This window comes from Candidatus Cyanaurora vandensis, assembly GCF_013285555.1.
Taxonomy (GTDB): Bacteria; Cyanobacteriota; Cyanobacteriia; order Gloeobacterales; family Anthocerotibacteraceae; genus Cyanaurora; species Cyanaurora vandensis.
This window is the reverse complement of sequence record NZ_JAAXLT010000106.1, coordinates 1-24828: the sequence shown is the minus strand read 5'-3', so window position 1 is coordinate 24828 and position 24828 is coordinate 1. Positions and strand designations below refer to the sequence as shown.

Here is a 24828-nt window from a genome sequence, read left to right as displayed (position 1 = left end):
GGGTTGGGGGTTGGGGGCGGCGGTTGAGCACCATGACTCTTTTTACAATCCCTGTAGGTTTGCTATATGACCTCTATCTGTACTATGACCCAGCCCATACCCTATGGTACAAACAACCGGATTGGTTTGGGGTAGTTGGGGTCTCTAGTCTCTATCAGGACCAACACTTTGCCCAGTACAACCGAGGAAGACCTGGGTAAAACCCATCCTGCAAATTCCGAACTACGTGGTCTTCGATGAAAACACCCGGACGCTGCAACTATTTCAGTTGGTTAACGGAAGATATGAACAAACCGTAAGTAGTCAGGCAAGGGTGTGGATAGAAGGTGTGGAGTTGTATCTTGGCTTGTGGTATGGATTTTGGAGTAAGTCTACCCAAGGGTGGTTGCGTTGGCATGACCCAGCGGGCAATCCGGTTCTTGCCCCAGAAGAACTTGAACGACAACGGGCTGAGCGTCTAGCGACTAAACTCCGGGAACTCGGATTAGATCCTGAACAAATTTGAGTTTCTTCACTAGTTGGCATAGGAATTCTCAATCCTAAACTCGGAGCGGTTTGCGTCTACAACATCGTAAAAAAAAGCCCTCCGTGGGGAGGGCTTAGCCATGGGAGAGTCAAGGTTTAGGGGAGGACAGCGAGGAAACCCCCCAGGGCAGCGAAGGCAGCCGAGGTGAGGGCAGTGCCGAGGAGCCACCAAGAGGCGGCGGCGGCGGTTTTGCGGGTCTCGTCGGCCTGTTTTTGGGCTTGCCGTTTCAGGTCCTCCATCCGTTTTTGGGCTTCGGATTGGACACGCTCGGCCCGTTGGAGGACGCTATCGCGGGCATTTTCAAGTTGGGCCAGGATGCGGTTGGCATCGTGCGTGGAAATGTCATCGCGGGAACTGAGCAGGGCCACGACAGTTTCACGGTTAAACTGACCCAGACGGTCCCGCAAGCCCTCAAATCCAGCTTTGGGATCATCCAGGGTGCGGCGCAGGTCGCGCTTGATGCTCTCGTAATTCAGTTCGGGGCGGTCGAGGGCGTTGAGGTAGACACGCAGGCGACTGAATAACCCTTCCACACTTTGTTGGAGACGGCGTTGGACCTGTTGGAGTTGGTCTATCACCTGGGTGCGGGCGGTGTCGAACTGGTCCAGAATGCGGTTGGCTTCGCTCTCGCTGATATCTTGGCGTTGGGACAGTAGGGCGACCACGGTGGAGCGGTCGACCTGGGACAGCCGTTCGCCCAAGTTGCTCAAGCCTTGTTGGGGATTGCGGACCAGGATACTCAGGTCGCGCTTGATCCCTTCGGGGTTGAGCTCTTCTTTTTGGGTGTTGCGGAGGTAGCCCTCTAGGTTGGACTCGAAGTCCATCACCGTCGCTTGGGCGCGGCTGGCGAATCGGCGTGGCGAACGGCTGACTTTGCCGAGTACGCCCTGCACTTGGTCTACTAGTTGGTCTGCCTGTTCACGATTGAGGTCTTGGCGTTGGTTGACTAGACTCAGTAGGGTATCGCGGTCAAGCTGGCTGAGTCGGTCCCGGAGTTGGCGCAGTCCCTGTTTGGGATTCTGGAGGAGGGTGTTGAGGTCGCGCTGGATGCCCTCGGGGTTGAGTTCTTCGCGTTGGGTATTGCGGAGATAATCAGCAATCATGGTCAGGGTCTGGTCGGCTTGGCCCTTGGCTTGGTCTACAGTTCCACCCACGGCCTGACTGACTCTGCCGCTCACCAGTTGTTGGGTCTGGTCTACGGGTTTGGCGGGGCGTTGTTGGGCCACGTCGAGGACCTGGGCTTTGGCTTGGTCCAGTTGGGCAACCAGTGCATTCAAGGTGAACCCGTCGAGGTCCCCGCGTTGCTGCAACCCTTGCGTGAAGTATGCTGTATCGAAACTGCCCAACCGTTCCTGCAACACCGGATAGGTGGTGGTGGGGTCATCAAGGGTCTGGCGGAAATCATCAAGGTTGGCCTCAGTGCCCAGTTGCTCCTTGGGGGTTTTGGTCAGCACAGTCTCCAACCGTGCCTTGAGGTCGCCTTGGTGGGCTTGGGCTTCGGCGGATTGGAGTTGGGTTAAGACTTCGGTTTGGATCTGGAGTAGCTGGTCGATGATCTCCTGCATCCGGGCCTCAGCGAAGTCCCCGCGCGCCTTCAAGGTTTGTTCAAAGAAAGCCCGGTCCAGACCGCTGACTTGGCGTCGCACTTGGGCAGGGTCAGCCTCGGGGTCAAGTAGGACCTCGCGGAACTCTTGGGCGATAGTCTCGTTGTTGAACTTCCAGGGGTAGCTATTGCGGAGGTAGTTCTCGCTGTCGGTGCGGATCGTATTCGCGAGGTTGGATACTTGGTCCGTGGCTTTGTCGCGCAGCCCTTGGAGTTGCTGGAGGACTTTTTGTACATCTAGATCCGAGAGGTCGGTGCGGCCTAAAACCGTGCCCAGAAGCGTAGAGTAGCCGTATTGTAGGGCCTGGTCCATTAGGCTGGGTTTCGCGGCATCCTTAGCGGCTTGGGGTTGGGTGGCCCGCTCTTGGCGTAGCTGCTCCACGAGGTCGCCCAAACGGTTGTTGAGGTCCGTGCCGCGCAGTTCCTCGGGGCGGGCGGAGCGCAAGAAAGTGAGCAGTTCCTCATTGAGGTCGCGCTGTTGCCGTTTCTGGACCATTTCCTCCCAGACATCCTGGAGTTGGTCCGTCAGCCGGTCTACTTCTTTGCGGGAGAGGTCCGTCCGGGAACTAACGAGATCTACAAATGTCTTGCGGTCCACATTCGCCAGCCGTTCGCGGGAGGCCAAGGACTGAAGCTCGGGATCATTGAAAAGTTTCTCGAATTCGCGGCGGATGCGGGGGAGGTCCATCTCTGGGCGGCGGATATCGCCCAGGTAGTCCTCGACCATTTCACGCACGGTGGTGTGGTCGTCCCCGCCAAATTCCCGGCGCATGGCAGCAGCAGCGGCCTCAGCCGTGGCGACCACTTGGTCATTCACACTCTTGCCACCAAAGGCGGCGGCGGCAGTACCGACCAAGCCTTGAAAACCGGCATTAACGGTATTGACCAGAGAACCGACGAGGGAACCGACGGTGTTGGAACCGCCCCAGACCAGAAGGGAGAAGTAGGCCGCCCAGATGACCAAGCCGAGGATCGCCCCTAGGACGACATCTGTGGTCAGACTAAGTTTGACGGCTAAGAAAGAAGCCACGAAAAGAGCAAGACTAACGGTTACTAAGGTCCACAGGCCCACAGCCACACCGATTTTGCGGAAGGCTCCCCCGAGGCTCTCGCCTTCACTAGAGTCCATGCTGCTGGGGTTGACATTGCCTAACAACGAAATGCCCGTCGCCACCGAGAGATTGGTCAGCAACAGTTGAAAAGCAAGGGCCAAGGCGAGTCCCGCCACCAGAGCAACAAAGAATTGCGGCTCAGGATAGGTTAAAACCGTAGTATCGGGGATTTGAGCAAGTAGTTGCCAAGCCATGACTGTTGTCCTCTTGTGAACCAGACCCGTCCAGGCAGCACCAAACATCCAAAATGGGCGTGAGGTCGTTGCGCGGAGCCGTGGTCGTAAGATACGTTCATCTTTGCCGCTGCCTGAGAATTAGCCATCACTCGTAAGTGTGAACGTCCACGTAGAAAGAGGTATGTCTAAGTGAATGGTTAACTCACTAACTAGACTTTGTCTCTTAGTCCTGTCATCCCCAAGCGTTTCCCCTTTTTAAAAGGGGGTTAGGGAGATCGCTTAGCTCGGCTCAATCTCGGGCAGGCTCAAGCGTTTTTCAAAGTCCTCAACCATCAGAGGTAAACCTTCTCGTAGCGAGACGAGCGGTTCCCAGTCCAGGAGTTTGCGGGCACGGCTGATGTCAGGTTGGCGTTGTTTGGGGTCGTCGGCGGGTAAGGGGCGGTAGCTGATGCTTGAGGTCGAGTTCGTCATCTCTCTGACGACTTGGGCGAGCTCCATGATCGTGAACTCGTTGGGATTGCCGAGGTTGACCGGGCCGATAAAATCCCCATTCATCAACTTCATCAACCCAGCCACAAGGTCACTAACATAACAAAAACTCCGGGTCTGCTGTCCTTCCCCATAAATTGTGAGCGGGTCCCCTTTAAGGGCTTGGACTAGGAAATTACTGACCACCCGTCCATCGTTGAGCATCATGCGCGGGCCGTAGGTATTGTGACAGAAGACCCCGTAGGTCCCGCCAACAAAGTTTTCATACTGGGGTACCGAGAAGTCATACACATCCTCATCAATTGCAAATTCCTCAATCTTTTCGATTAAAGCCCAAGCGATATCCGTTGCGGGAGTTTGCACCCGGCTTAGCTGAGCGAAATTACCCGCGACAGCAAGGCTGTATTGGCTATTTTCCTCATCGGTTACCACATTGCCAATCAAACCAAAGCACGTGAGGATGAGCGTGAGTTTTTCCATAATTAATTGACTAGAGCTATGGAATGTCAACGAGTCATCAATACGGAGGGTGTCACCTTCCCAAAAACCCGTTAGAAAATCAAGTAATTGTTCCCTAGGAAGTTGCAGGACCCAAGTGGGAATATCGCCATCACAACCAAAAGTACGGGTAACTAAGTCCACAATAATCTTGGACTTAATCTGAACGGAGCTAGACCGGACCAAGCACGGAAACCCGAAGAGTTCATCCACCACCCGTACTAATTTCTCTAAGTGTGAACTGAAGACCAGTTGATAGCCGCCATGAACGGGGACTAACCGCCCGTTGGTGAGGCAGAAGCCTAGGAACCAGAGCAAGTCCGGGATATTCGCTATATGGTTTTTAATCAACTTATTAGAAGCCCGTGCCGTAATCTGCTCTTTGGGCGTCAAGGTAAGCCCCAAATACCGCCATAGATCCAAGTGCATCCGGTTGTAGGTTTTAATTTTCTGAAAGTAGCTAAAGTGTTGACGCGGCGGGACTTTCTTCAACCGTAGATATTCCCGGATCTCCTGGTTGAATTGCTCTAGATAGGCCACAATCTCCGCGCTGACTACCCAGAGCTGAGTAACTGTACTGCAGTCACTAACATAAAAAGGCGTGAGTGGTTTTTCGATAAACGGTAGGTGGCAGGGTACCGCAATCGCCATGCCCACGCGCAACGCATGACCAAAAACTGGCTTGGGTTCCTCGCCATCGCGCGTAAATAAACTGTGGTCTTCCGTGATTTTGACCTGCTGACCCCAGGTGGTCGTGATGGCGTAGCCTTTTTTCTGAACCGGATGTTTCCACACTGCCGAGATGGGCTTGAGTGCCGTCTTACCCCCTTCGATAAAGCAGGGCACACATACCCCCGAGATATCCCCGTGAATCCGCTCGTAACACGCTGCAAACGTCTCGTAGTACAGTTGGTCGGCTTGGTAATAGATAACTTTTTGGTCTCCCGTTAGACTGTTGAAAATCCGCGCCACTCGGATATCCACGTTATTTTGACGGTGGTAATCGAAAGATAAAGTCTCGGCTACCCGTTTCCCCTCATCATAACAAGAGCGAATACCAATCGGATTGACATGACCCCAATAATCTTCCGTTTGGGGATGCACTTCCGGGTCGCCATAGACCTCCGAGGTTGAGGCCAAAAGGAAGCGGGCCTTGACCCGCTTAGCTAGCCCCAACATATTCAAGGTCCCCAGCACATTCGTCTTAATCGTCTTGACCGGGTTGTACTGGTAATGGACGGGCGAGGCGGGACAGGCCAAGTGATAAATCTGGTCCACCTCTAGCAACAAGGGCTGGGTAATATCGTGACGGACCAACTCGAAACGGGGCTGTTGGAGCCAAGACAGGAGATTGGTTTTGGTCCCCGTGTAGAAGTTATCCACCACAATCACTTCATGGCCCTGATGCAGTAACTGGTCCACCAAATGGGAACCAATAAAGCCCGCGCCGCCCGTCACACAGATCCGCATCTAACGGCCCATCCCTACATACCAGAACCCAGCCTTAGTCAACGCTTGACGGTCCAGGAAATTGCGCCCATCAATAATCAAAGGGCGGTTGACTAGTTGGGCCAACTTTTCAAAGTCCAGGTTGCGAAACTCCTTCCAGTCCGTGACCAAGACCAGCGCGTCACAGGTCTCCGCCAACCGATAGGCGTCCGTCTCCACAATCACATTGGATAAACCCTCACGAATCCCCGAAGCTGACACAATCGGGTCAAACGCCTTCACCCTGGCCCCCAATTTATGCAGATGCTCAATCAAGGTCAAGGAGGGGGCATCCCGCATATCGTCCGTATCCGGCTTAAAGGTCAGCCCCAACAGACCCACGGTTTTCCCCTTGAGGACCTTGAGTTCCTGCTGTAGCTTCTCGATTACCCGGACGCGCTGGCAACGATTGGTCTCGACGACAGCCCTCAGGACGCGGGTATCGTAGCCGTAATCGTTCGCCGTATGGACCAAGGCCGCCACGTCCTTCGGGAAGCAAGAACCGCCCCAGCCTAAGCCTGCTTGCAAAAATTTCTGCCCGATGCGCTGGTCCAGACCGATCCCGTAGGCCACTTCCGAGACATCCGCCCCGACTCGTTCACAGATATTGGCGATCTCATTAATGAAACTGATCTTGGTCGCCAAAAAAGCATTCGCCGCGTACTTGATCATCTCTGCCGAGGCCAAGTCCGTGACCACAAAGGGTACGGGTGCCCCCGGAGCCTCGGCAAATTCCCGGTCCACAATCGGCTGGTATAGTTCACGCATGATCGCAATCGCCTTGGGGCTATCGGACCCGACCACGATCCGGTCGGGGTTGAAGGTATCCCAAACTGCCGTTCCTTCTTTCAAGAACTCCGGGTTGCTGACTACATCGAAATTAGGCGTCACGGGGTCCGCTTCATGCCCCAGGGGCGTCACGGGGACTTTGGCCTGCTTTACCCCTTCAAGAATCAGCATCCGTACCCAGTCCCCAGAGCCAATCGGGACGGTGGACTTGTTGACAATGACCCGGTAGGCACTATCCAGGTGTTCCCCCACGGTCCGCGCCACCGCCTCAACGTAGCGCAGGTCACTCTCCCCCGTCGGTAGGGCGGGCGTACCCACCGCAATGAAAATTACCCCAGCTTGCTGGACCCCCGCCGCGACATCGGTGGTGAAGACCAACCGCTCTTGGTCATAGTTACGACGGACAATCTGTTCAAGACCGGGCTCAAAAATTGGAATACGGCCCTGCTTCAAGGAGGCCACCTTAGCTTCGTTGTTGTCAATACAAATCACCTGATGCCCCGCCTCAGCAAGACAAGCCCCTGTTACCAGTCCTACATACCCCGTGCCGACCACAGCTACTTTCATTCCCAGTTCCTTTTACGGATGTTGGTATTTTACCCCGCTGCTTACCGCAGTCAGGGTAGGACCTAGATTAGAGAATTCATCCCAAAATAGAAATCAAGGAAAGCTCGTAGCCTAAACCTAGGGCAGGCAGCGTAGGCAAGATAAACGGAGAGCACGAGTCCAACCCCATAAATAGGCCCAGTGTGAGTAAAATTCCTGAACACTTAAACTTTTTTGTCCTCAACTTTAGAACAATATTGGCAGAGATGAGTAACGTGATGGACAAATTTTTATTTTTTTTGTGTTATCACTACAAGGCATACAGGGGAGTTCACGATGAGACTAATGATGAATGAAAACAGTGTGCATTTTGTTTGCAGGTTGCAGATAGCAGCCTTATGGGTGAGTATATGTACCCAGGCTATTTCTGAACCCGTTAGCAAATAAAAATCTGCTTGAAGGAGTGGCCCATGCAGTTCCATCGCCGCCTATCAAAAAAACAACTTATTGACGGACTGACGACCCTTTGTGAGCGTGTGACCGAGCTAGAACAGGCTGTAGAAGACCAAACGCAGCTATTGGCCTTGGAACAGCAAGCCCGCAAAGAAGCGGAAATCTCCAGTCAGCTCAAGGATGAATTTCTGGCTACGGTCGCCCACGAGTTACGCACGCCCCTAAATGTCATTCTGGGTTGGACCCAGATGCTCAGGCGCAAAATAACTGATCCCGCCGCCGCTCAACGGGCCTTGGAGATTATTGAACGCAATGTGGTTACTCAGAACCGACTGATTGAAGATTTGCTTGATGTAGCGCGGATGGTCCCTGGCAAGATCCGGCTCGATATGCAGTCCGTCGTCCTCGCTGAAATTGTCCAGACTGCCATTGATTCCGTGATCGTGATCGCCCTTAGTAAAGGGGTCCAACTCACGGTCAACTTGGACGGAGACACCAGCACTGTCTTGGGCGATCCCAACCGTCTACAGCAAGTGATTTGGAATCTCCTCATCAACGCCATTAAATTCACACCCGCTGGTGGCAATGTTGTCGTCCAGATGGTACGGGTCGCGGGTCAGATCGTGGTCACGGTCAGCGATACCGGGCAGGGCATCACACCTGAACTTCTGCCCCATATTTTTGAGCGTTTCCGGCAGGAGGCGGGTCCGACGACTCGTTATCAGGCTGGATTAGGCCTCGGGCTAACCATTACCCGTCACTTAGTCGCGTTGCACGGCGGTACGCTCGAGGCCGCCAGCGCGGGAGCGGGGCAGGGAGCGACCTTCACCCTCCGCCTCGGTGTCAGTGCGATTCGTGGGCAAGGGCTGATCCCTGTACTCCTCGGGATACCCGTGGAAAGGGAGGCTTCCTACCAAGCTCACTACGCTGGCGGCCTCAACCAACTCAAAGTTTTGGTGGTAGATGATGATCTCGAAGCCAGAAATCTGACCAGTATTGCCCTACGCCAAGCCCAAGTCCGTAGTGCATCCTCTGCCAAAGTTGCTCTAGCTATGCTGACGGAATGGGGACCCCATATCCTCGTTAGTGATATCACCATGCCCGACGAGGACGGCTATGTATTCATCCAAAAAGTACGCGCGTTGGACGCCCAACAGGGCAACGCAATCCCAGCTATTGCCCTCACTGCCCGCAACCAAGCAGAAGATCGTCAGTACACCATCCAAGCGGGCTATCAAGCCTATATCGTCAAACCCGTGCAGATGGAAGAATTAATCCACCTCATTTTAGAATTAACCAAAGGTAGTGATACGACGCAAATAAGTTTCTAGGCCAACCTGCGATACACTTGATCAAAGTCATCAATAATTCTTTCAGTCATAGATTTTGAATCTTCAAAACTTCCATCCGAAAGATGAACGAACTCTACGCCCTCTGGGTTTTTCAAGAGAATATCATGCTGGGGTCGCCCATCACCTGTACCCAGTTTGGGAGTAATGCTAACCAGCCAGTTTTTGTATTTGATTTCCATACCTTCAAGCATAGTTGTAAGGGTTAGGAACAATCTATTCATTCTGAGAGAAATTACAGGACTTACGCACAGCTTATAGCCCCTAATGAAGAAATAGCCATCACACTTTGAATCAGAAAAAACGCAACCTGTCGCAGCCAGAGTTAGCCGCTGGCTGGCACTTTAGCCTTATTGCTTCTCCCCGTTAAAAAACCGCTGTGAGCCGCATCTTAAATCCCATCCGCACTTAAATGGGCCATGTTCCACACTGTGGGTAACAGATGCTTAGTTAAATGGATGTAGCCGTCACGGGCTGCGGCCTTCAGCATTTCCAAGTCAGCTAGCTTTGCTACTTTTCTGCTCTGGCAACTGTGTTGCGGACAACAACTGCCTCCCAACTGTTAAAACAGCACTAAAGCAGGAGATTCCTATGTGGCAGCAAGTTTGTACGCTGGGGCTGGTGGGCTTATTGGTTCCGGTGGGGGCTTATCCAGTTGCTTTTGAGACCGCGCTCAAGCTCCAACCCGCCCTAGCCCTCAATGATGTCACGCGCTACGGTCCCACTTCCTACCAGTTCAACGTGGCGATCCCTGCTCGTGTGCAGACCTCCTTAGCCCGTTTGACAATTACTGTTCCCGATGATGCCGTTCCTTTTGGTATCAATCTGCCCCGCCCAGAGGAGGTTTTAGTCTATGTGCCGAGTAACCCAGGAGCCACGGGACCCCGCTCCATCGGTCAACAGCTTCCGGCGACCATCAGCCTAAGGGGCCGGACAGTGATGGTGGATTTCCTTTCGCCACCCACGGGCTACATCACCATTGAGTTCCAGCAGATGCGTAACCCGGAGGTGAGTGGGGTTTACCTGTTTGAGGTCCAAGCTTTGCCCGTGGGTACACAGCCCATTTCTCAGTTTGTTGGCTATGGGCGCATCACTTTTCAGAGTCCAGGCGGTAGTCAGTGATTCAGTGCCAAGCGTGGCAGACCTTGGGCAACTTTAAGCTGGGCGTAGAATTCACGGCTCCCCTCGGATTGGTAGTCCTATTTGGTCCGTCCGGGTGCGGTAAGTCTACGATCTTGAATATCTTAGCGGGTTTATTAACTCCAGCGCGGGGCCGGGTCCAAGTGGGATCTGAACAATTCCTAGATACCGAGCAGCGCGTAAACTGGCCTCCCCAAAAGCGGCAGGTGGGCTATGTATTCCAGAACCATGCCCTTTTTCCCCATTTAACCGTCCACGAAAATATTGCCTTCGCGCTACACCGTTGGTCTATTTCTCAACAGGAACAGCGGGTCCTGGAACTCTTGACCCAATTACAGTTAACGGGATTGGAGAGACAATGTATCCAACAACTCTCCGGCGGACAGGCCCAACGGGTCGCCTTGGCCCGTGCCCTCGCGCCCTACCCCCGGCTCCTCCTGCTAGATGAACCCTTCAACGCCCTCGACAGCGATTTGCGGGAGACCTTGGGCCGCGAACTCAAGCACTTACAACAACAACTCCAGTTACCGATGGTCCTCGTCACCCACGACCGGGCCGAGGCAACGCGGCTGGCAGATACGGTAGTCTTAATAGCGCAGGGCCGGGTGCAACTGGTGGGTCCGCCACACTCAGTCCTCACAACGCCTTGACCTGCTTGAGCTATGCCTTATCCCGGCAGGGACGGACGGGTTTGAAACCCGCCCCTACCCTAATTCCTACTGCCACTACTTATACTTTTCTACCTTGGTCCCCCACGCGTGGGGTGAAGGAGCCTAATTGCCAACGGTCCCACAAACCAAGACAATGAAACCATGCGCTCCCTGTTGCTTGTCCTTTGTTTATTAGCCCTGCCTGTCACCGCCGACCAATTGATCATTCTGGACCAAGCCGGTCCCCAACTACGCCGGGTAGACCCCCAGAGCCTCCGCACCCTCAACACTACCAACCTTAAAACTGAACCCCTGCAACTCTATCAGTCAGGCCAGATTTATACCCTAGATGCCCAACGGCGGCTCACCAGTTTTGATCCCCAGACGCTCCAACCCCAAGCTATGGCTGAACTGACTCTCGCTCCGGTGGAGGTCGTGGCGGATAACGACTACCTGTACATCCTGCATGCCCGTTCGCTCAAGCTGACCCAACTGCGCCAACAGGACCTTAAACCCGTAGGTGAACCCAGGAGCCTCGGTGAAGCCAATTCCCTCCTCCTCGCTCCCAGTCTGGCTTTCACCGCCGACAAACTCTGGGTCACGAATCCCGCTAAGGGTCTCTTGTTGGGTTTTAACCACGAGAATCTTCAACCGATAACCGCCCTCTCCTTGGGTCCGCCAGCCTACGTGATGCCGCTTGCGACACGGGCGGGGTTAGTTTATGTGGCCCTCGGGGAGACCCTATTTGTTGTCCAGGATGGGAAAGTCCAGAATCAACGCTCCCTCCGCGAAGCCAGCTTCTCCCAACGACCCGTGGTCATCTCCCAGGTGCTCGTGAATGACCGCCAAATTTACGCCGTCGAGACCAACACCCAACAGGTCCTTGTCTTTGACCGCGCCACCCTCACCCCCCAATCACCCCTCAAATTTGACCGCACCATGGGTCAAGTCAACCTCGATCCCAAAGGCCGCCTACTCATCCCCTTTCCCCAACAAGGTGAAGTCGTCGTCGTTGTCGGAACTAGCCGAATCACCCTTAAAGTGGGCGGAAGTCCGGCGCAAGTGGTCTGGGTCGCTGACTAGTCAATGGCCTCTTTCTCAAGACATAAGCCCTACCCACAACCAGGATTATTCCCCTAATAAGAGTCATAAATAACGGTGATTTATGAAGTTCTAGCGATCCCCGATGGAGGACTATGCCTTCCTCACTCTTAGAGTATACAAGCTAATAGAACGAAAATAACACCACATTTAGGTAAAAAGACCTAACAAAACCCTACCAATAGGGTGTCAAAGTGTCATAATTGAATTGTAGGATCTATAGACTTTCTAAAATTTATAGGGTTGCTGTCAATATAGTATCAAGAGAGACACTAAAGATTCAGCAACCGCTTTTAATTAGGTATACCCTAAGTCTAATAGGACCGCTGGGGAGTCTAGTTAAGATGAGGCAAATCCACTACATGAGGACACCATGAAAGCTCCTGAAGGTCTACGCATCAGTATTGAGAAATTAATGTTGGGGATTACCGACAACCTCGATCCTTATGTCGGGTTGAAGCTGACTAATCTCACCATCCAGGTAGCCGAACTCTCTTACATGATGGGCCACCAAGACGGCAACCGCGATACCATCATGTCAGACTGCCCCACCTGCCCCTTCAAAGCCCTAACCTAAGCTCAGCATCGCCCGCAGGGTTAACACGAGCCCGATGATGCTCCCGATTAAAGCTAGGACTAGTAGGAAAGCTGTAACCGGGTTACGCCAGAGGGGAGCCACCCAGCCAAAGGTCCCCATGACATTGTTAAGAAATGACCCAGCCAAGAAAACGGGCCACTTGGAAATGCTTTTGATGAAATCACCCATGGCTGCCCAGCACCAACGCCTTAGCTAGTATAGCCGAGGTCTTTGGAAAGGTTCATCAGTCCATCGGATGTAAAATATTGTAAAAATTACGTTTTGTATAGTACGATAGTTGTTAGTGAGAACAAAAACACTGAATGTTCTTACGCAGTCTTAAGGGCAGGGCAGGGAATGAAGCCCCTTTGAGGCTGTTCACCCTCAGAGGAGCAACATGTCACTCTCATTTCAGGAACTGGGCCTAAGCCCTGAACTCATCCGCACGGTCTCTAGTCTCGGTTTCGACACGCCGACGCCTATTGAAGAGCTTGCCATCCCCCAACTACTGGCTGGACGCGACGTCATTGGCTGTGCCCGCACCGGTACGGGCAAGACCGCTGCCTATACCCTCCCTCTCATTCAGCAAATTGATCCCAACTTATTACAGGTCCAACTGCTAGTCCTTACTCCGACCCGCGAATTGGCGGTTCAGGTTGCTGAGGCCGTGGTTAGTTTTGGTGGGCCAGACCTCCAGGTCCTACCCGTGTATGGCGGTCAGCCAATCGAGAAACAGAGCCGTCGCCTGCACCGGGGTGTTCATGTGGTAATCGGGACCCCGGGGCGATTGTTGGACCATTTGGAGCGTGGTCTACTCAAACTGGACCACCTCAAAGCCTTGGTGCTGGACGAATGTGACGAGATGCTCGATATGGGCTTCGTCGAAGACGTGACCAAGCTGATGAATGCGACCCCGACCAACCGTCAGACCGCCTTTTTCTCCGCGACCCTCTCCCCGGCAGTCCAGAACCTGAGCAAGCGGTACCTCAAAAACCCCGTGCCCGTGATGGTCGAGGCCAACCCTGGTGAGGAGCGCAATCTGGACATTGACCAACGGGCCTGTCTGGTCACGGGCCGTCGCCACAAGACCCAGACCTTGATCCGCTTCTTGGAACTGGAAGCACCCAAGGCCGTCCTCATTTTCACCCGCACCAAACAAGGGGCAGACCAGTTAGTTGAAGAATTGGCAGAATTCAGCTACAGCGCGGATGTGTACCACGGCGACCTGACCCAGACTGCCCGCGAGAATGTAATCCGCAAGTTCCGCAACCGGGGTTTAGACTTGCTGGTTGCCACCGATGTGGCAGCACGGGGCCTGGACATTGAGCAGATTAGCCACGTTTTCAACTACGATGCGCCCCCAGCAGCCCAGACCTATGTTCACCGAGTCGGGCGCACTGGGCGGGCCGGACGGCGGGGCGTAGCGATCACCCTAGTCGAACCGGCTGAGCGTCGTCTATTGCGCTTTTACGAGCGGGCGGTCGGTCAACCCATTGCCATCGTCAAAGCTCCCAGTCCCAAGGATGTGCAACAAGCCCAGCGGCAACGTCTAGAAGACCACCTGCGCGAGATCCTGGTCAATCTCGAACAACGCCAGGACCATCAAGAGCTCGTGGAGCGGCTAGCCCTGGAGTTTGACCCCCTCGACATTGCCCGCGCTACCTTGAGCCTGTTGCCTGAGTCGCAACGGCCCATTGAGGTCCCGCCGAGTGCCCCGCCCCAGAGCCCGCGCCGTTCAGTGGAGAAACGGACAACTGGCGGCGACCAGCCGATGGTCCGCCTTTACATTGGGGCCGGACGGGATGCTGGGTTGCGCCCCGGTGACATTGTTGGCGCGATCGCCAACGAGGCCGGGATTCCGGGACGCACAATTGGCGCGATTGAGATCATGGACACCTGTGCCTTCGTCGAGGTCCGTGAACAGGACAGCGATTCTGTGCTCAATCTCAAGAACACGACGCTCCGGGGCCGTCCAGTCGCCTTCGCTCTAGCGGAGTAAGTTCACAAGGTAAAGTGACGGGGTGGGGACTGTCCTCGCCCCGTTTTTAATGAAACAGCTTCGTATTTCGTAGCACCGATTGGACTAGAGATTTCAAGAAAGTCATTACGGAAAATTGGTAGTACGACACCAGAATACTCAAGATACCCATCAGATGCGTAACAAACGTTAATCCCGTCCAGAAAGCCGGAAACCAAGCTAGAGGTCCCGTGCCGATGGGCCGAAAAATCCAACTCCCGCCCACTAATAACGTCGGGAATACCACCAAGACTACGCCCACTAATAGATCCGCCCGTGAGAAGCCCTGTCCGCGAGGACTAGCCCAGCCTTGCCCGTCCCACTGCCAGACTAAGGGCGGAGCACTACCCACCATTCCCACCATCTGACGCTCAGAGTCTACTTCAAAAATGTGCCGACAGAGATTACAGGCTAGGACTTCCATCAAGGGCATAACCGCCAGCCGACCCAGACGACAAACCGGGCATGAAGAGAGGTCTAGGAATCGATCTGACGGCAGTGAGTACATAAGAACACCATAACAATTCTAGGGAAGCACCTCCTACCGCTTAATACCGAAGCACAACTTAAATAATGAACGGCATTACTTACTAAGGCAATACAGCAACCTTGCCTCTAGACTATGAAACCGTCGAGTTTAACGTCCCCATCACCGATGAACGCTACCTTGCTCCCGTTAGTACGGCCAAAACAAATCGTAAGGGTTGAAGTCAATCGTGATACTGCAACTGCAAAGTAATGTGAAGCTAGTAGTTTCCTCTCAGGACAAGGGCTTAGGACAGATATAATCTTCTTAACCTCCCATGGTGGTTCTTGATGAGTCTCCTCACTTCTTTTTTAGTCCGGTTGATGTGCATTGCGCCTTTATTAGGGACGGCTCCCGGCTTTGCCCAGATTGCCCGTCCCCTGGATCTAGCTGAGCTGAGCCAACGGGCAGGGCAGGTGGTGGTCGGGCGTTGTGTGGAAGTACAAACCGAGTCTCTAGCGGGTTATGCCAATATTCCCGTCACTAAAATTACCCTGGCAGTCAGCCAAGTCCTCAAAGGTACGCCTACCCAGACCTTAGTCTTTCGCCAGTACGGGGCCAGCAATGATCCTGGGCTGCCCCATCTCAAGGGCTTTCAGAAGGGCGAAGAAGTTTTATTGTTGTTGCGGACCCCGAGTAAAGTCGGGTTGACCAGTCCCGTCGGGATTGAACAGGGCCGTTTCGCCATCCGTGACGATGCCCAAGGGGTCAAAGTGGCCCAGAATGGACGCAGTAACTGGGACCTCTTCCCCCTAGAACGGGTGACGGGGATACTATCTACGGGTGAACTCCAGGAAGTCCAGCGGGCGAATCAAGGCGAACCGTTGCGCTTGACGCTCTTGACCAAGATTTTGCAGTGGCTCATTACCCAAAACTAAGGATTAACCATGCGTCAGCGCGTACTTTGGGGCGTATTAGCCCTGCTTGCGGTAAACATTGCTCCAGTCCAAGCCGGAGGAACGATTGGTGTATTTAACAACCAGCCGCTTCGCTTTAGTGCTAGTAAACTACCCATCAAATACCAGACAGACCAGGGTAGTTTGGGGAGCTTGACCAATGCTCAAGCCCTCAGTTTCGTCACCACAGCTTTCCAACCCTGGCAAGATATTCCAGACAGCAACATCAGCTACCAAAATGTCGGTCCGCTCTCTGAAGATATTACTGACGACAACTTCTTTGAGTTACAAGATGAACGGTTTGACCAATGCGTTAATAACCTGAATCCTGCCAGCTATGTAGTTTTTGATACGGATGGCTCCATTGTCGATTTAATTTTTGGGGTAGGGTCTTCGGATGATATTCTAGGGTTCGCTGGACCGGACTGTATCACAAATAATAGTGAGATTATTTACAGTCTTGCAGTCCTCAACGGGCAATTCTCTAACGACCCCGGTTTCAAATCAGCATTCATCCATGAATTTGGGCACCTCAGTGGACTCGATCATACTTTGCTGGAGTCAGTAGGTGCAGTTGACTTCACCAACATCCCAACCATGTATTCCTTTCTCTTTGGCGCACAGCAGGAGAGTTTGGAGTTAGATGACCGCTCTTGGATGAGCAACTTCTACCCAGCTTCGAGTTTCAGTACGAACTATGGCACGATTACTGGGAAAGTCTTGTTAGGAGATGGGGTCACGGGATTTGATGGAGCCCTCGTTGTCGCCCGCAAGGTAGGAGGAATTCCCCAAAAAGATGCTGTGTCGGTCATTTCGGGTTACTTGAACAATGCACCAAATCCCAATTTCCAAGGGACCTTTACGCTGCCGGGCTTACCACCGGGTCAATACACTGTGGATATCCAACCGATTAACCCGAGCGAAGTTTCGACGATTAGTTTTTATAGTACTGAAGATGGTAATATCCCTGTTTTCCCAGTGGGCGCAGTCAAGGAGTTTTATAACGTTGGTGAATCCGCCAGCGACAATCCCAACACCAGTACAATCCTCACGGTCAACGCTGGTGGGACCCTCGCGAATATCAACATTATTTTGAACAAAGTCTCTACACCTACTAACGACAATTTCATTAACGCCATCGGTTTAGCAGGCAACCCCATCACTATCTCCAGCTCTAATGTGGACGCAACCAAAGAAGCCGGGGAGCCAAACCACGCTAATAATTCTGGTGGACGCTCGGTCTGGTGGACCTGGACTGCCCCAGCCACGGGCAGTGTGACCATCAATACCATCGGCAGTGCGTTCGATACGACCTTGGGCGTTTACACTGGGACTGCCGTCAATGCCTTGACCACGATTGCGAGTAATGACGATAGCGGCGGCAACGGCACAAGCACCGTTACCTTTAATGCCCTCGGCGGTACGGTCTACCGCATCGCTGTAGATGGTTTTAGCGGTAGTTCTGGAAACATCGTCCTCAACTTGCAACAAGCCGTAGTCAATACTGCACCCACCATCAGCAGTTACAACCCGCTCCAAGGTCCGGTGGGTACCAGCGTCGTTATCACTGGCACGAACTTTAGCGGGGCGACAGCGGTTCGATTCAACGGGATCGCCGCAAGTTTCACTGTCAACTCCAGTACCCAAATTACCGCCACTGTTCCAGGCGGCGCGACTACTGGACCCTTGAGCGTTACTACACCAAGCGGAACTGTCACCGGCGGCTTCTTCACTGTCACCACAACCACTGTTACTCCGCCCACTGTGACGGACCTCTTTCCAGCCGTTGGTCCGCCTACCACTCGCCTCACCCTCACGGGCAATAACCTCACGGGTGTCACGGGTGTCCTCTTCAATGGCCTCCCCGCCGCCTTCACGCTCTTATCTAGTACTCAACTCGCTGTCACGGTCCCCGCCATCCTCGCGGGTACGCCCACGACCGTCACCGTCACCACAGCGGGCGGCACCTCTAGTCCCTTCCCGTTCCGGGTCGCGCCCTACAATGTCCGCTCTGAACTCTGGCAGATGGTCGGCTCCGCTGACTTCAATAACGATGGACAGTCCGATATCCTCTGGCGCAACTACACCACCGGTGAGAATGCCCTCTGGTTCATGAACGGCACCGCCTTTGCTTTCTCCGTCCTGCTCAATAGTGTCACCGACCCCAACTGGCAACTGGTGGCAGCCGTGGACTTCACCCTGGATGGACAACCTGATTTACTCTGGCGCAACTATGCCACCGGCGAGAACGCCCTCTGGCAGATGAACGGTACAACTTTTGTCGCTGGGTACCTGATTGATACCGTGACTGACCGCAACTGGCAACTGGTCGGGGCGGCGGATTACAGCGGCGACGGCAAGCCGGACTTACTCTGGCGCAACTACACCGACAGCAGCAACGCTATCTGGTTGATGAACGGGACGAGTTATGCGGGGGCGGCTCCCTTGGGTCAGATAGACCTGAGTTGGCAGATGGTGAGCCAAGCTATCACCCCGAGGCAGGGGAGTTTCAACCTGGACCCTCAAGCGGACATCCTCTGGCGCAACTTGAGTAGTGCTGAGAGTGCGGTGTGGTTGATGAACGGGACGGCCCTCACTGCCGGGGTGTTGCTACCGGCGTTGCCGGACTTGAACTGGCAGCTTATCGGGAGCGGGGACTTCAACGGGGACAACCAAGCGGACTTGTTATGGCGCAACTACATCAGTGGGGACAACGCGATTTGGTTGATGAACGGAACGGGGTTAATCACGGGTATCTTCTTTGGCAATGTTCCAGCTAACTGAGAGTAGCGACTTGCGCTTCTGAGGGTGGGAGATGAGCCAGTGCCGATGACCTTTCAGCGGCTCTTTTACAGCGCGTTATCAAAGGAGGCACGATAAACTTCACGGGGGGAGCAGGATGGCAGCGGGTACTGAGTTCATTTTGGAGTTGGTTACAGTGTTGGGGCCGGCGGCCCTGGGTGGGTTTGTGGCGACGCGGCTACGGCAACCCGCGCTCTTGGGCTATGTGCTGGGGGGGCTGGTAGTTGGTCCCTACGGCCTGAAACTCTTGGGGGATGAGCGGATTGCGTCCCTGGCGACTGTAGGAGTTGCCCTGTTGTTGTTCGCCCTAGGGGTCGAGTTTTCTCTCAAAGAACTTAATCGTGTCCGGGGGATCGCGCTGGGGGGCGGGCTGCTTCAGATTGGACTAACTACGGTCCTGGTTGCGCTTTTGGCCTACGGTACGGGCTGGGTGGATACGCCGGTGCGGGGTCTTTTTTTGGGGGCGTTACTATCCTTGTCCTCGACGGCGGTGGTCCTCAAGACTTTGACGGAGCGCGGGGAGGTCCCGACTTTGCATGGACAGGTGATGCTTGCCATCCTTATCGTGCAGGACTTGGCCCTGGGATTGATCCTGGCGGTTCTGCCCGCCTTAAATCAACCCCCAGAAGCGATTGGGCTAGCTCTGTTGTTGGCCTTAGGGAAGGGATTACTTTTTGTGGCGGCAGCGGTGGCGGCGGGGATCTGGGTGGTGCCCTGGTTGATGCGGGCGGTGGTCCGTACGGGGAGTGCGGAGTTGTTTTTGCTCACGGTGGTCACGCTCTGTCTAGGGGTGGCCTTCACCACGGCGGCGGTGGGACTTTCGATTGAGATGGGAGCGTTTGTGGCGGGGCTGATGCTCTCGGAAGTGGAGTACGCCGACCAAGCCCTAGCGAGAGTTTTGCCCCTGCGCGATATTTTTGCGACGTTATTTTTTGCCTCAATTGGGATGCTGATTGACCCCCTGTTATTGTGGCAAAACCTCGGGCTCATCCTGGGCCTAGTAGCGGTGGTGATGGTCGGCAAGGCCATAATTATTCTGCCGATTGTGCTGAGCTTCCGCTACAGTTTCAAAACTGCCGTGATTGTCAGTCTGGGGCTCAATCAGATTGGGGAGTTCTCCTTTGTGTTGGCTCAAGTGGGGCTGAGCTTGGGCTTGTTGACTCAATCTAAGTACGTGCTGGTCCTGGGGACGACGGCGGTTTCCTTAGTGCTGACTCCTTCCTTGCTGAAGTTCGCGCCGCTACTGGCCCAGAGTTTGTTGCGCTGGCCTTTAACTGCTCGTTTTTTAAGTCGGTTCCAGGGCATCCGTGAACTGAGCCTCCCAGCGGTCCTCCAGGACCATGTGGTCGTGGTCGGGTACGGACGCATTGGACAGGTCTTGGTGAAACTGTTGCGAGAACGGGGGCAGACGGTTTTGGTCCTCGATAACAGTGAGGCGGCGGTCCAGTCCCTCCGCAACCAAAAAATTCCTTATATTTTCGGGGATGCCGAGAGCGATTTAATTCTGGAAAAAGCTCACCTCGAACGCGCTAAGTCTCTCGCCATTGCCCTACCGGACCCCGCCAGTACCCGTTTAGTCCTCAAACGGGCCTTGGAGTTCGCCCCAGAGCTGACGGTCCTCGCCCGTGCCCATCAAACCAGTGAAGTGGAAGTCCTTAGCCAACTCGGTGCCCGTGAGGTCGTCCAGCCCGAGTTTGAGGCGGCGATGGAGATGGGGGCACAACTTTTATTACTACTGGGCGAGGACCGTCAGACGATCCAGGCGATCCTGACCCAAATCCGCACCGGACGTTACCGGACCCTCATTCCTGAAGCCCCAAGCGCGTTACAAGAACTGCTCACGATTGCTGAGGACTTCAATGGCGAGTGGTTCACCCTGACCCCGGCCTGTGGTTTGGTGGGGCTGACTTTGGCTCAAGGGGACATCCGTAACCGTACCGGGGCGAGTGTGATGGCGATTGAACGGGGGGACCAGACCCTGCGCTACCCCACGGCCCAGACGCAAGTTTTGGCGGGGGACCGTCTCTTGGTGGTGGGTTCACCTGCCGAGCGGGTCAGTTTTCAGGAATTACTCCGCACCCCGGCGCGGGCGGGACTGAGCGATTGGATCACCCTCAAGGAGACCTCCTCCCTCATCGGTCAGACCTTGATGCAAACCGACCTCCGCCGCCGTTACAACGTGGTTGTCCAAGCCATCCGCCGCCAAGGGCAACTCCTCAACGCTCCGGGCGGCGACCTCGCCCTCGCCGTAGACGATTGTTTACTCCTGCGGGGCGAACCTGAAGCGATTGACCAAGTGGAGGCGTTGGCAAAGTAACCCTAAGCAGTTATTGTGTCCCCCGGACCCGCGCCTTACCAGTCCCGGAGGCTTGTCGAGGATGAGCTAGTCAAAATACGAGACGCTCGTTCTACAAAACGCCTTGTTCGCACGGGAAGCATCGTTTTTCGTCCGTAGAACTCGTTGTTTAGACCGTAAGCACGGTTTCTCGTGCGTAGAACTCGTTTTTAGATGGTAGAAGCCGTTTTCGGGGGGTAGGAATCGTTACTACCTGCGTAGCTGAGTCCAGTGTCACCCCTTAAGCTCCCTGACCAAAGTTTCAAGCGTCTTGCCAAGTCTCCCATGCTTCCAACTCCCCAGTATCTGCATCTTCTGAAATCACAGCCGCCAGCTTCTCCAACCAGAACACGTCTGGGTGTCCCTCCTTCTGAATCTTGTTCAATATTGGTCTTAAGGTTCCATCCTGGTGAGCGTTTACCTTCAACTAACGCTTGCTTCAAGTTGTACAAAGCCTGTCTCCGTTTCTCAGGCTTGCCATGTGCAAGTGAGTAAAACCAACATTCAACAAGAAGAGCAGGTGAACTGGCTATCTCAGGTGCATTTAATGCTCTATCTAAAATTGATAGTCCCTCTTCAGTCCGCCCTTTTGAAAGTAAAAAACCAGCATAATTTCCAAGGTGGTTCGCATTATTGGCGTCAATCTCAAGAGCACGGCGGTAGTACCTCTCGGCCTCCTCATAGTCTTTCTTGATAGTATGTAAGAAAATAGCGTAACTGCCAATTAAAGGAGCAGAAATTGGAAACTTAACTATACCTTCTAAATATAACTCTTGAGCTTTTTCGGGCGCACTATTGTGAAGACGCAAGGCTTGCTCTGTGAAAGACCACCACTCTGGCAAAGATTGGTCAGTGATTTCAAGTGCTGCTTTTAGTGCTACTGCATCGAGAGCGTCCTTGGGTAGTGAATCAATTTGTGTAGACACTTTGTTATAAGTGTCCATATATTTCTGGAAAACCTTGTCAAATCGATTGGAGTTAGGGGGGGCAAGCTTAAATACGCTATGCAGAATTACCATGACTTCATCAAAATCTTTCTTGTTAACCCATACAGCCTTACGTAGATTCAACCAAGCTCTTATCTCCCCTTGAGGTTCACTTCCGCTAACCCAATAAACGCCTAACGGAAGTGCCTCTTTAGGAAGAGAATGTAACATTTTGATAACGCTCTTATCATTCCCTCCATAGCCCATGAAGATCAGCCCCCGGTCATAAAGTAAAGTACCTACTTGGCTTTCAATCGCTTTTTCCAATTGCTCTGTTTCTTGTTCAGTATTCATTGGCGTTAGGCGGTGATCACCATGAAGCTTCACCACAAGGGGACGTGTGCGCGTTGGTCGAATGAAGCTTGCTAGAGACTCGTGGGGAATAACCAAAGGACGGGCATCAGTGAAAAGATAAAGAGCATCAGCAACAAGATCGTCAAAATTAGTCGTCAAGACAATGTTGAACCGTCCGTCTTTTGAGGCAATTAAGCTAGCCAGAGCCGCATAGCCAAACCCAGGAAATTTACTGTCGCACAGTTGCTCAAATTCACGCTGCCGCTCCTCAGGATGAAGAAACAGCTTTTCGATAACTTGGCCGTAAGAGGCACTAGGTTTATCGGAGTCATAGCCTGGAAATTCTTCACATATCCAACTTTCTAGCTTCTGAAGGGGAGTACGAAAACTATGAAGCCGAGGAAGCCAACGATCCTTTACCAGACCCCCTGCCGAAGGAATACCAGAGGAAATAGAACAACCCGCCCCCAGGAAAAAAGCAAAGCGTTTATCTTGTTGTTCAACTGCATCTTTTAGCCGACGAGCAAACTCATCTACACTAATTCTCCGTAGGGGGGCAGCCTCGGTCACGGTTGAGTTTTTTCAAGAGAGCAGATTTAGGATATCATTACGCCGCGTGTGGTGGGCTAAGGGTCAGCAGATAACACTAGGAAAGCGGAGAGCTTGCTCAGTAACTCGGCTCCTCCCTGAGAAAGGTATCAGACCGGGCGAGGCTCCCTAAAGTGAGAGAGTCCTACGTCTGAGCCAGCACCATGATTGACCTGTACACCTTCAGCACACCCAACGGACGCAAAGCCTCGGTCATGCTTGAAGAGGTGGACCTGCCCTACAATCTCCATGTCATCAATATCACCAAGGGCGACCAACACACCCCCGCCTACCTCGCCATCAATCCCAATGGTAAAATCCCGGCCCTAGTGGACCCTGATGGTCCCCATGGACCCCTCGCCCTCTTTGAGTCCGGCGCAATCCTGATCTATCTAGCCGAGAAAACAGGTAAACTTTTTCCCGTCGAGAACCGCTATCCGATTTTGCAATGGTTAATGTTTCAAGTGGGCGGCGTTGGGCCGATGTTCGGGCAACTCAATCATTTTGCTCTTTATGCCCCAGAAAAAATCGCCTACGCCATTGACCGCTACACCAAAGAAGTCCACCGTCTCTACGGGGTTCTTAACGAACAGTTAGGGAAATCAGCCTATCTTGCTGGGGCGGATTACACGATTGCCGATGTTTCCACCTACACCTGGGTCTCTGTCCACGACCATCAAGGTATCAGTTTGGACCCCTATCCCCACGTCAAACGCTGGGCAGAAACCATTGCGAGTCGCCCAGCGGTCCAACGGGGGATGCAGATCCCTTGAATTTAGCGGTTCGCCTTACGACGGGTGATGATGAAGCGCGACGAGGGTTTGTTGCGCTTACGGGTGCGGTAGCCGAGTGCAGGGACCCCAGTGGGCGAAACAGGGGTACTCATCCCGATCGGAGACTTGCCCTCACCTCCACCGTGCGGGTGGTCAACCGGGTTCATGACCACGCCTCGGTTGTGGGGACGACGGCCCAGCCAACGGTTACGACCAGCTTTACCAATCGAGATGTTTTTAGCATCCAGGTTGCCCACCTGACCCAGGGTGGCGTAGCACTCCTTACGGACCCGGCGGACTTCGCCCGAGGGTAGTTTGAGGATGGCAAAACCGCCGTCCTTCGCCACAAGCTGCACCACGGCCCCAGCGGAACGGGCCATCTGTGCCCCGCGTCCAGGGACCAACTCGACGTTATGGACCTCAGAACCGAGGGGGATGTTCTCTAGAGGGAGACTGTTACCCAAACGGATGTCGGCGGTGGGTCCACTCTCAATCGTTGCCCCGACCAAGAGACCGTTGGGCTGGATGATGTAACGCTTCTCCCCGTCCTCATACTGGACCAGGGCAATCCGGGCATTGCGGTTGGGGTCGTACTCAATGGCAATGACTTGGGCTATCATGCCGCGCTTATCCCGCTTGAAGTCAATCGTGCGGTACAGCCGTTTATGTCCACCGCCCCGGAAGCGGGAGGTGATGACCCCCCGGTTATTGCGGCCCTGCTTGCGGTGGTGGAATTTAGTCAGGGACTTTTCAGGTTCAGACTTGGTGATGTCGGCATAATCGGAAGTGGTCCGTTGCCGGGTGCCCGGTGTCATCGGGCGAAATTTGCGAATCCCCATGGGGTTGCTCCAAGGCCGACGATAGGGTTTCCATCGGCACGATTTCTAATGATGCCACGATTAAGGACTGATGGGCAACTTTTCTGAGTTATCGAGCGCGTCACAACGGACCCAGGGCTAGGGTACTGCCTGCAGTTGTTCTAACGTCAACCCCAGAATCTCCGCAATCTCCTGGGGTGTAAAACCCCTTTTCATCAAAGCCGGGACCGTCTCCAGCTTGCCTTTCAACTCGCCTTCGGCTCTGCCTTCGGCCTTGCCTTCTTCCAGCACTTCGC

General features: G+C 53.9%; 18 protein-coding genes and 4 pseudogenes. 13 read left to right on the top strand and 9 right to left on the bottom strand.

Annotation, left to right across the window (positions count from 1 at the left end; genetic code table 11):
* Positions 1 to 200 (top strand): annotated as a pseudogene (locus HFM78_RS07455) (hypothetical protein); the annotation flags it as partial.
* Between the two features lie 134 nt (positions 201 to 334).
* Entirely contained in the window at positions 335 to 505 is a 171-nt protein-coding gene (locus HFM78_RS07450; protein WP_287128800.1) for a hypothetical protein, read from the top strand.
* Between the two features lie 116 nt (positions 506 to 621).
* Here HFM78_RS07450 and HFM78_RS07445 read toward each other — a convergent pair whose 3' ends face one another.
* The 5 genes and pseudogenes from HFM78_RS07445 to HFM78_RS07435 form a co-directional block, all read right to left on the bottom strand.
* On the bottom strand, positions 622 to 3435 hold the full coding sequence (locus HFM78_RS07445; protein WP_287128799.1) for a hypothetical protein: 2814 nt from the start codon (positions 3433 to 3435) through the stop codon (positions 622 to 624).
* Positions 3436 to 3696: 261 nt separating this feature from the next.
* Positions 3697 to 4131: pseudogene (locus HFM78_RS16235) on the bottom strand (GDP-mannose 4,6-dehydratase); the annotation flags it as partial.
* A 3-nt stretch (positions 4132 to 4134) separates the two neighbouring features.
* Positions 4135 to 5250, bottom strand: a pseudogene (locus tag HFM78_RS16230) (NAD-dependent dehydratase); the annotation flags it as partial.
* A 45-nt stretch (positions 5251 to 5295) separates the two neighbouring features.
* Positions 5296 to 5874: pseudogene (locus tag HFM78_RS16225) on the bottom strand (GDP-mannose 4,6-dehydratase); the annotation flags it as partial.
* Complete coding sequence (locus HFM78_RS07435) at positions 5875 to 7248, bottom strand: UDP-glucose/GDP-mannose dehydrogenase family protein (protein ID WP_287128797.1); 1374 nt, start codon at positions 7246 to 7248, stop codon at positions 5875 to 5877. It abuts the pseudogene before it with no gap.
* 449 nt (positions 7249 to 7697) lie between these two features.
* Here HFM78_RS07435 and HFM78_RS07430 point away from each other — a divergent pair, with 449 nt between their 5' ends.
* The 6 genes from HFM78_RS07430 (at position 7698) to HFM78_RS07405 (ending at position 12497) form a co-directional block, all read left to right on the top strand.
* Positions 7698 to 9011, top strand: a complete 1314-nt coding sequence (locus HFM78_RS07430) for an ATP-binding protein (RefSeq protein ID WP_287128796.1) — start codon at positions 7698 to 7700, stop codon at positions 9009 to 9011.
* Between the two features lie 83 nt (positions 9012 to 9094).
* A complete protein-coding gene (locus HFM78_RS07425) occupies positions 9095 to 9238 on the top strand; it encodes a hypothetical protein (protein WP_287128795.1) in 144 nt (47 codons plus the stop codon).
* Positions 9239 to 9620: 382 nt separating this feature from the next.
* The gene (locus HFM78_RS07420) at positions 9621 to 10151 is read left to right on the top strand and encodes a DUF2808 domain-containing protein (protein ID WP_287128794.1); all 531 of its coding nucleotides are present in this window, start codon (positions 9621 to 9623) and stop codon (positions 10149 to 10151) included.
* Positions 10148 to 10819, top strand: coding sequence for an ATP-binding cassette domain-containing protein (locus HFM78_RS07415; RefSeq protein ID WP_287128793.1), 672 nt, complete (start codon positions 10148 to 10150; stop codon positions 10817 to 10819). The genes HFM78_RS07420 and HFM78_RS07415 overlap by 4 nt, the downstream gene beginning before the upstream one ends.
* Before the next feature lie 162 nt (positions 10820 to 10981).
* Complete coding sequence (locus tag HFM78_RS07410) at positions 10982 to 11902, top strand: hypothetical protein (protein ID WP_287128792.1); 921 nt, start codon at positions 10982 to 10984, stop codon at positions 11900 to 11902.
* Positions 11903 to 12293: 391 nt separating this feature from the next.
* On the top strand, positions 12294 to 12497 hold the full coding sequence (locus HFM78_RS07405; RefSeq protein WP_287128791.1) for a hypothetical protein: 204 nt from the start codon (positions 12294 to 12296) through the stop codon (positions 12495 to 12497).
* Here HFM78_RS07405 and HFM78_RS07400 read toward each other — a convergent pair.
* The gene (locus HFM78_RS07400) at positions 12489 to 12686 is read right to left on the bottom strand and encodes a DUF751 domain-containing protein (protein ID WP_287128790.1); all 198 of its coding nucleotides are present in this window, start codon (positions 12684 to 12686) and stop codon (positions 12489 to 12491) included. The two genes, HFM78_RS07405 and HFM78_RS07400, sit on opposite strands and share 9 nt — an antisense overlap.
* Positions 12687 to 12894: 208 nt before the next feature.
* Here HFM78_RS07400 and HFM78_RS07395 point away from each other — a divergent pair, with 208 nt between their 5' ends.
* Positions 12895 to 14496 (top strand): DEAD/DEAH box helicase, encoded by a 1602-nt coding sequence (locus tag HFM78_RS07395; protein WP_287128789.1) that lies wholly within the window; start codon positions 12895 to 12897, stop codon positions 14494 to 14496.
* Between the two features lie 46 nt (positions 14497 to 14542).
* On the opposite strand, the gene HFM78_RS07390 is transcribed toward HFM78_RS07395, so the two are convergent.
* A complete protein-coding gene (locus HFM78_RS07390) occupies positions 14543 to 15022 on the bottom strand; it encodes a hypothetical protein (protein ID WP_287128788.1) in 480 nt (159 codons plus the stop codon).
* A gap of 308 nt (positions 15023 to 15330) precedes the next feature.
* Here HFM78_RS07390 and HFM78_RS07385 point away from each other — a divergent pair, with 308 nt between their 5' ends.
* From HFM78_RS07385 to HFM78_RS07375, 3 genes are all read left to right on the top strand, one after another.
* The gene (locus tag HFM78_RS07385; RefSeq protein WP_287128787.1) at positions 15331 to 15918 is read left to right on the top strand and encodes a hypothetical protein; all 588 of its coding nucleotides are present in this window, start codon (positions 15331 to 15333) and stop codon (positions 15916 to 15918) included.
* 9 nt (positions 15919 to 15927) lie between these two features.
* A complete protein-coding gene (locus tag HFM78_RS07380) occupies positions 15928 to 18720 on the top strand; it encodes an FG-GAP-like repeat-containing protein (protein ID WP_287128786.1) in 2793 nt (930 codons plus the stop codon).
* A 115-nt stretch (positions 18721 to 18835) separates the two neighbouring features.
* On the top strand, positions 18836 to 21055 hold the full coding sequence (locus HFM78_RS07375) for a cation:proton antiporter (protein WP_287128785.1): 2220 nt from the start codon (positions 18836 to 18838) through the stop codon (positions 21053 to 21055).
* Between the two features lie 188 nt (positions 21056 to 21243).
* Here the strand turns inward: HFM78_RS07375 and HFM78_RS07370 are convergent, their stop codons facing one another.
* Complete coding sequence (locus HFM78_RS07370; RefSeq protein WP_287128784.1) at positions 21244 to 22923, bottom strand: SIR2 family protein; 1680 nt, start codon at positions 22921 to 22923, stop codon at positions 21244 to 21246.
* Positions 22924 to 23105: 182 nt separating this feature from the next.
* Here HFM78_RS07370 and HFM78_RS07365 point away from each other — a divergent pair, with 182 nt between their 5' ends.
* Positions 23106 to 23714 (top strand): glutathione S-transferase family protein, encoded by a 609-nt coding sequence (locus HFM78_RS07365; protein WP_287128783.1) that lies wholly within the window; start codon positions 23106 to 23108, stop codon positions 23712 to 23714.
* Between the two features lie 2 nt (positions 23715 to 23716).
* On the opposite strand, the gene rplB is transcribed toward HFM78_RS07365, so the two are convergent.
* Complete coding sequence (rplB, locus tag HFM78_RS07360) at positions 23717 to 24553, bottom strand: 50S ribosomal protein L2 (protein WP_287128782.1); 837 nt, start codon at positions 24551 to 24553, stop codon at positions 23717 to 23719.
* Positions 24554 to 24828: the final 275 nt, after the last annotated feature.